6 protein-coding genes are annotated in these 5,502 nt (G+C 55.8%); 5 read left to right on the top strand and 1 reads right to left on the bottom strand.

Features of this window, described 5'->3' with window-relative positions; all coding sequences use genetic code 11:
• Positions 1–15: 15 nt before the first annotated feature.
• From gmk to B3P58_RS00130, 4 genes are all read left to right on the top strand, one after another.
• The gene (gene gmk / locus B3P58_RS00145) at positions 16–630 is read left to right on the top strand and encodes a guanylate kinase (RefSeq protein ID WP_286715038.1); all 615 of its coding nucleotides are present in this window, start codon (positions 16–18) and stop codon (positions 628–630) included.
• Between the two features lie 93 nt (positions 631–723).
• On the top strand, positions 724–954 hold the full coding sequence (gene rpoZ, locus B3P58_RS00140) for a DNA-directed RNA polymerase subunit omega (protein WP_145467562.1): 231 nt from the start codon (positions 724–726) through the stop codon (positions 952–954).
• Between the two features lie 27 nt (positions 955–981).
• Positions 982–3,096, top strand: coding sequence for a bifunctional GTP diphosphokinase/guanosine-3',5'-bis pyrophosphate 3'-pyrophosphohydrolase (gene spoT / locus B3P58_RS00135; protein WP_145467560.1), 2,115 nt, complete (start codon positions 982–984; stop codon positions 3,094–3,096).
• 8 nt (positions 3,097–3,104) lie between these two features.
• Positions 3,105–3,488 (top strand): RidA family protein, encoded by a 384-nt coding sequence (locus B3P58_RS00130; RefSeq protein WP_286715034.1) that lies wholly within the window; start codon positions 3,105–3,107, stop codon positions 3,486–3,488.
• Between the two features lie 62 nt (positions 3,489–3,550).
• Here the strand turns inward: B3P58_RS00130 and B3P58_RS00125 are convergent, their stop codons facing one another.
• Positions 3,551–4,402, bottom strand: coding sequence for an SDR family oxidoreductase (locus tag B3P58_RS00125; RefSeq protein WP_225691203.1), 852 nt, complete (start codon positions 4,400–4,402; stop codon positions 3,551–3,553).
• A 169-nt stretch (positions 4,403–4,571) separates the two neighbouring features.
• On the opposite strand from B3P58_RS00125, the gene B3P58_RS00120 reads away from it, so the two are divergent.
• Positions 4,572–5,471, top strand: coding sequence for a hydrogen peroxide-inducible genes activator (locus B3P58_RS00120; RefSeq protein WP_145467553.1), 900 nt, complete (start codon positions 4,572–4,574; stop codon positions 5,469–5,471).
• Positions 5,472–5,502: the final 31 nt, after the last annotated feature.

The raw sequence follows: 5,502 nt of genomic DNA, 5'->3' as shown, positions 1-5,502 counted from the left end.
AAACAGCGAGCTTCTATGATTGGTACCCTGTTTATCTTCTCCGCTCCGTCCGGTGCCGGTAAAACCACTCTGGTGAAAGCCCTGCTGCAATCCACCGGTTATATCGGTGTGTCCGTATCCCACACCACCCGAGCACCGCGTCCGGGCGAGGTGGACGGCAAAGATTATCACTTCGTATCCGTGGCCGAGTTTCAGGACATGGTCAGCCGTGGCGCCTTTCTTGAGCACGCACAGGTATTCGATAACTTCTACGGCACCTCACAGGAGTGGGTCGAATCCGAGCTTTCCGCCGGTCGTGATGTGATTCTGGAAATCGACTGGCAGGGCGCGCAGCAGGTGCGTCACCTGATGCCGGATGCCGTCAGCGTATTTATTGCACCGCCGTCTATTGCGGCGTTGCGTGAACGCCTGCAGAAGCGCGGCCAGGACAGCGAAGACATTATCGAACGCCGCATGCGCGATGCGCGCAACGAGATGAGCCACTACGGTGAATACAACTATCTGATTATTAACGATAATTTTGAAAACACCGTCGAAGAGCTGCGCGCCATTGTGATTGCCCGCCGCCATCGTCTGAGCGCTCAGCAGGTGCGCCACGAAGATGTGCTGCAGGAATTACTGAACGGCTGATCACGTCCGGAGCCCGCCGGCCTCTTCCCTTGCCGGCGGATTCCGCTACAATACCCGGTTCCACCGAATTCATCTGATTCCACAGGATATCCCATGGCACGCGTTACCGTAGAAGACTGCTTAACCAACGTTGATAACCGCTTTGAACTGGTCATGCTGGCCACCAAACGTGCCCGCCAGATCGCGGTACAGGGTGCTGAGCCACTGGTTGCGGAAGAAAACGACAAGCCAACCGTACTGGCTCTGCGTGAAATCGCTGAAAACCTGGTAACGCCAACCACCATGGCCGCCCAGGAAGAAGCCGCACGAGCGGAACAGTACTAAGCAGACCCAGCCTGAGGTTCTGTTTAAGTGCCCACCATTGATGCCTTATCGGAGCGGCTTTCCCACTATCTGAGCAACCCTCAGATTCAGCAGGTCAGCCGCGCCTATTACTACGCCGAACAAGCCCACGATGGCCAGCGCCGTCGCAGCGGCGAGCCTTATATCATCCATCCGTTAGCGGTCGCCAATATCCTGGCCGACATGCATCTCGACCATCAGAGCCTGATGGCCGCCATGCTGCACGATGTGATTGAAGACACCGGCGTACCCAAAACCGCTCTGGCAAAACAGTTCGGCGACGTGGTCACCGATCTGGTCGATGGTGTGTCCAAACTCACCAATATTCACTTCGAAAGCAAAGAACACCAGCAGGCCGAAAACTTCCAGAAGATGGCCATGGCCATGGCCAAAGACATCCGCGTCATTCTGGTAAAACTCGCCGACCGCCTGCACAACCTGCGCACTCTGGGCTCGCTGAAGCCCGAAAAGCGCCGCCGCATCGCCAAAGAAACCCTCGATATCTACGCCCCTATCGCCAATCGCCTGGGTCTGAACAGTATCCGCGTGGAGATGGAAGAGCTGTGTTTCGAAGCCATGTATCCGATGCGCTCAGAGATGATCCGCAAAGCGGTAAAGGCAGCGCGCGGTCACCGTTCTGAGATTGTGAATAACATCGCCACCGCCGTGCGCAACCGCCTCACCGAGGTGGGTATCAGCGCCCGCGTGGTGGGCCGTGAAAAGCATCTGTTCAGCATTTACAGCAAGATGCGTGATCAGCGTAAATCGCTGACCGATATTATGGACGTCTACGGTTTCCGCATCATCGCCGACTCCGTCGATTCCTGTTACCGCATCCTCGGCGCCATGCACAGTCTGTATAAGCCGATTCCGGGGCGCTTCAAAGACTATATCGCCATTCCCAAAACCAACGGTTACCAGTCGCTGCACACCACGCTGATCGGTATCGGTGGTGTGCCGATTGAAATTCAGATCCGCACCGAAGAAATGGAAGCCATGGCCAACCATGGTATTGCTGCCCACTGGTTGTATAAGTCGGAAAGCGATCAGGCAAGCGGCACCCAGCGTGCACGGCAGTGGGTGCAGAACCTGCTCGAGCTGCAGAAAAACGCCGGCAGCCCGCTGGAGTTTGTTGAGCACGTTAAAGTCGATCTGTTCCCGGATGAGATTTACGTGTTCACGCCAAAAGGCAAAATTCTCGAATTACCGTCCGGCTCCACCGCCATCGATTTTGCTTACGCGGTGCATACCGATGTGGGCAACCACTGCATCGCCTGCCGTATTAACCGCCAGCTGGCACCACTGAGTGCACGTCTGCAGAACGGTCAGACCGTGCAGATTGTAACCGCACCGGGCGGCCAGCCAAATCCGGCCTGGCTCAACTTTGTGGTCACCGGCAAGGCGCGCTCCAATATCCGTAATTACCTCAAGAGCCAGCGCCGCTCCGAATCGGTGGCACTGGGTGAGCGTCTGCTGAATAAAGCGCTGAATGCGCTGGGTAAAACGCTGGAAGATATCGACCAGCAGCATATTGATCTGGTGCTGCGCGAAACCGGCCTCGATGAACTCGGCGACCTGCTCGAAGATATTGGTGCCGGTAACCGTATGGCGCCGCTGCTGGCGCGCCGCCTGCTGGTTGCTAATAAAGAATCCGACATCGATCTGGAATCGGTTGAACAATCACCGCTGGCGATTAAAGGCACCGAAGGTCTGGTGGTGAATTTCGCCAAGTGCTGCAGCCCGATTCCCGGCGACCCGATTATTGGTTACGTCAGTTCCGGCCGTGGTCTGGTGATTCATACCGAAAGCTGTAAAAACGTCGAAGAATTCCGCGATAACCCGGAAAAATGCGTCATTCTCAGCTGGGATAAAGACATCGACAGCGAATTTACCGTCGACCTTAAAGTCTATCTGGAAAACCGCCGCGGCATCGTCGCCGAACTGGCAAGCGCCATTACCCAGGCGGAAGCCAATATCGAAAAAATCAGTGTGGAAGAGCGCGATGCCCGCCTCAGCGTTACCCATCTGAGTCTCAGCGTGCATGGCCGCAAACATCTGGCCCGCGCGATCCGCCGCCTGCGCAATATCCGCGGCGTAAATAAAATTGTCCGCAGTAAAAATTAAGGATTGTTATGAGCCGCGAAATCATCGCTACAGAAAAAGCCCCGGCCGCTATAGGCACCTATTCCCAGGCTGTTAAAGTCGGAAAAACCGTTTACCTGTCCGGGCAGATTCCGCTGGTACCGGAAACCATGGAAATGGTTGAAGGCGATATTGAAGCGCGCATTCATCAGGTATTTAAAAACCTGAGCGCAGTATGTGAAGCGGCCGGCGGTTCTCTGCAGCAGATTGCCAAGCTGAATATTTTCCTGACCGATCTGGGCAACTTCGCCACCGTTAATAAAGTGATGGAGGAATACTTTGAGCAGCCATACCCGGCCCGCGCTGCGGTCGGTGTGGCACAGCTGCCACGCGATGCCGGTGTGGAAATGGACGGCGTACTGGAACTCGACTGAGTTTCTTTGCTGCATAAAAAAAGCGCTCAGTGAGCGCTTTTTTTGTGGCTGTTAACCGCAGGCTAAATCAGCCCCATCTCGGTCAGCAGCTGGTCATAGCCTTCACGATAATTGCTGAATTTAAAATCGTAACCCAGCTCACGCAGACGCTTATTAGAGCAGCGACGGTTAGCACGGCGTGAGGCTTCCGGCACATCGTGATCCGGTTCCACATCACCGATACGGTCTTTCATCCATTCCAGCACATCAAACAGCGTGGCCGGTTCATCGTCGGTGGCCAGATAAATATCATCCAGCGGTTTATCCGTCAGTGCCCGTTCAATCAGCAACTGCAATACACCCAGACAATCATCACGGTGAATACGGTTGGTCCACACCGGTGGTTCCGGATCACAGTGGCTGCCCTGCCGTGCCTGCTCAATCATGCGGGTGCGGCCGGGACCATAAATGCCGGTAAAGCGCACAACAGTGCCAGGCAGTTTATCGTTCAGCAGCGCCTGCTCAGCGGCCAGCATTTCTTTACCGGCGAAGCTGCCGGGTTTGGTTTCACTGGTTTCATCGACCCATTCGGCGTTCATCTGGTGATAAACACTGGAACTGGAAACAAAGAACGCACGTTTCAGCTTCTGGCCTTTCAGCGCCCGCAGCACATTACGCAATCCTTTGTAGTAATAATCGTGGTAGCCCTCTTTCGAGAACACCGGAGAAGCCACGCTGTAAACCAGGATATCCAGATCCTCAGGTAACTCCTGCAGCGTTTCTGAGTCCGCCACATCGGCCTGAATCAGGCCAATACCGTCACCGATTGGTTTATCGGAGCGGCGGACACCCCATACCTGATGCCCGTCAGCATGCAGCCGCTGAGCCAGATTACCGCCAATATCTCCTGCCCCCACAATCAGAATCCGAGCCATGTAATTCTCCTCTTGCGCTCAGTCTGGTGCAGCCCTCTGGGCCGCGCATTCATTGTTATTTTAGCCAAGTGACAGCATTCAGCCCCCACGGGCTTTATTCACCCGGATTTAATAGGTAAGCTAAATCAATTTTCCGGCACCCATACAAGGTAACAATTAAGGAACCCTTATGACGCTGACCGAACTCAAGTACATCGTGACTCTTGCCCAGGAACGTCATTTTGGCCGGGCGGCGGAAAAGTGCTTTGTCAGCCAGCCGACGCTGAGCGTAGCGATAAAAAAACTGGAAAGCGAGTTAGACATTGCGATATTTGAACGCAGCAAAAGCTCGGTTACCGTTACGCCGCTTGGTGAGCGCATCGTTACCCAGGCGCAAAGGGTGCTGGAAGAAGCCCGCACCATCCGCGAACTGGCCAGTGCCGGCAAGGATCAGCTCAGTACACCGCTGAAGCTTGGTGCTATTTTCACCATCGGGCCTTACCTGTTTCCGCATCTGGTGCCGCAGATTCACCAGCAGGCGCCAACCATGCCGCTGTATCTGGAAGAGAACTACACCGGCGTACTGCGCCGCCAGCTGCGTGACGGTGAACTGGATGCCATCATCGTCGCCCTGCCCTTTACCGAAGCCGATGTGCTGACCCGGCCGCTGTACGACGAAAACTTCGTCGTGGTGCTGCCGAAAAACCACCCCTGGTGCAAACAGAAAAGCATTGAAGCCGAACAACTGGCCGATGAAGATCTGCTGATGCTGGGCGAAGGCCACTGCTTCCGTGATCAGGTATTCGAACACTGCCCGGCGCTGGCGCGTAAGCATCACACCCGCCTCGGCAGCGTGCTCGAAGGCAGCTCGCTGGAAACCCTGAAGCATATGGTCGCCACCGGGCTCGGCATTACCGTGCTGCCGGAGTCCGCGGTCAGTAATCTCGACCAGAATCTGGTTACCACGCGTCCGTTCAAGGCTCCGGCACCGTTCCGTACCGTGGCGCTGGCCTGGCGTGCCAGTTTCCCGCGCGGTCAGGCTATCGACCTGTTGTTGAGCACCGCCCGCCAGTGCCGTCTGGAACCCTGAGGGCAGGTAACGCGTGGCAAAACTCAGCCAG

The sequence above is a fragment of the Thalassolituus sp. UBA2009 genome (assembly GCF_002335285.1).
In the GTDB taxonomy this organism is placed as follows: domain Bacteria; phylum Pseudomonadota; class Gammaproteobacteria; order Pseudomonadales; family Oceanobacteraceae; genus Venatoribacter; species Venatoribacter alkanivorans.
Note: the sequence above shows the minus strand (reverse complement) of the source record. Positions and strands in the feature narration are given on the sequence as shown.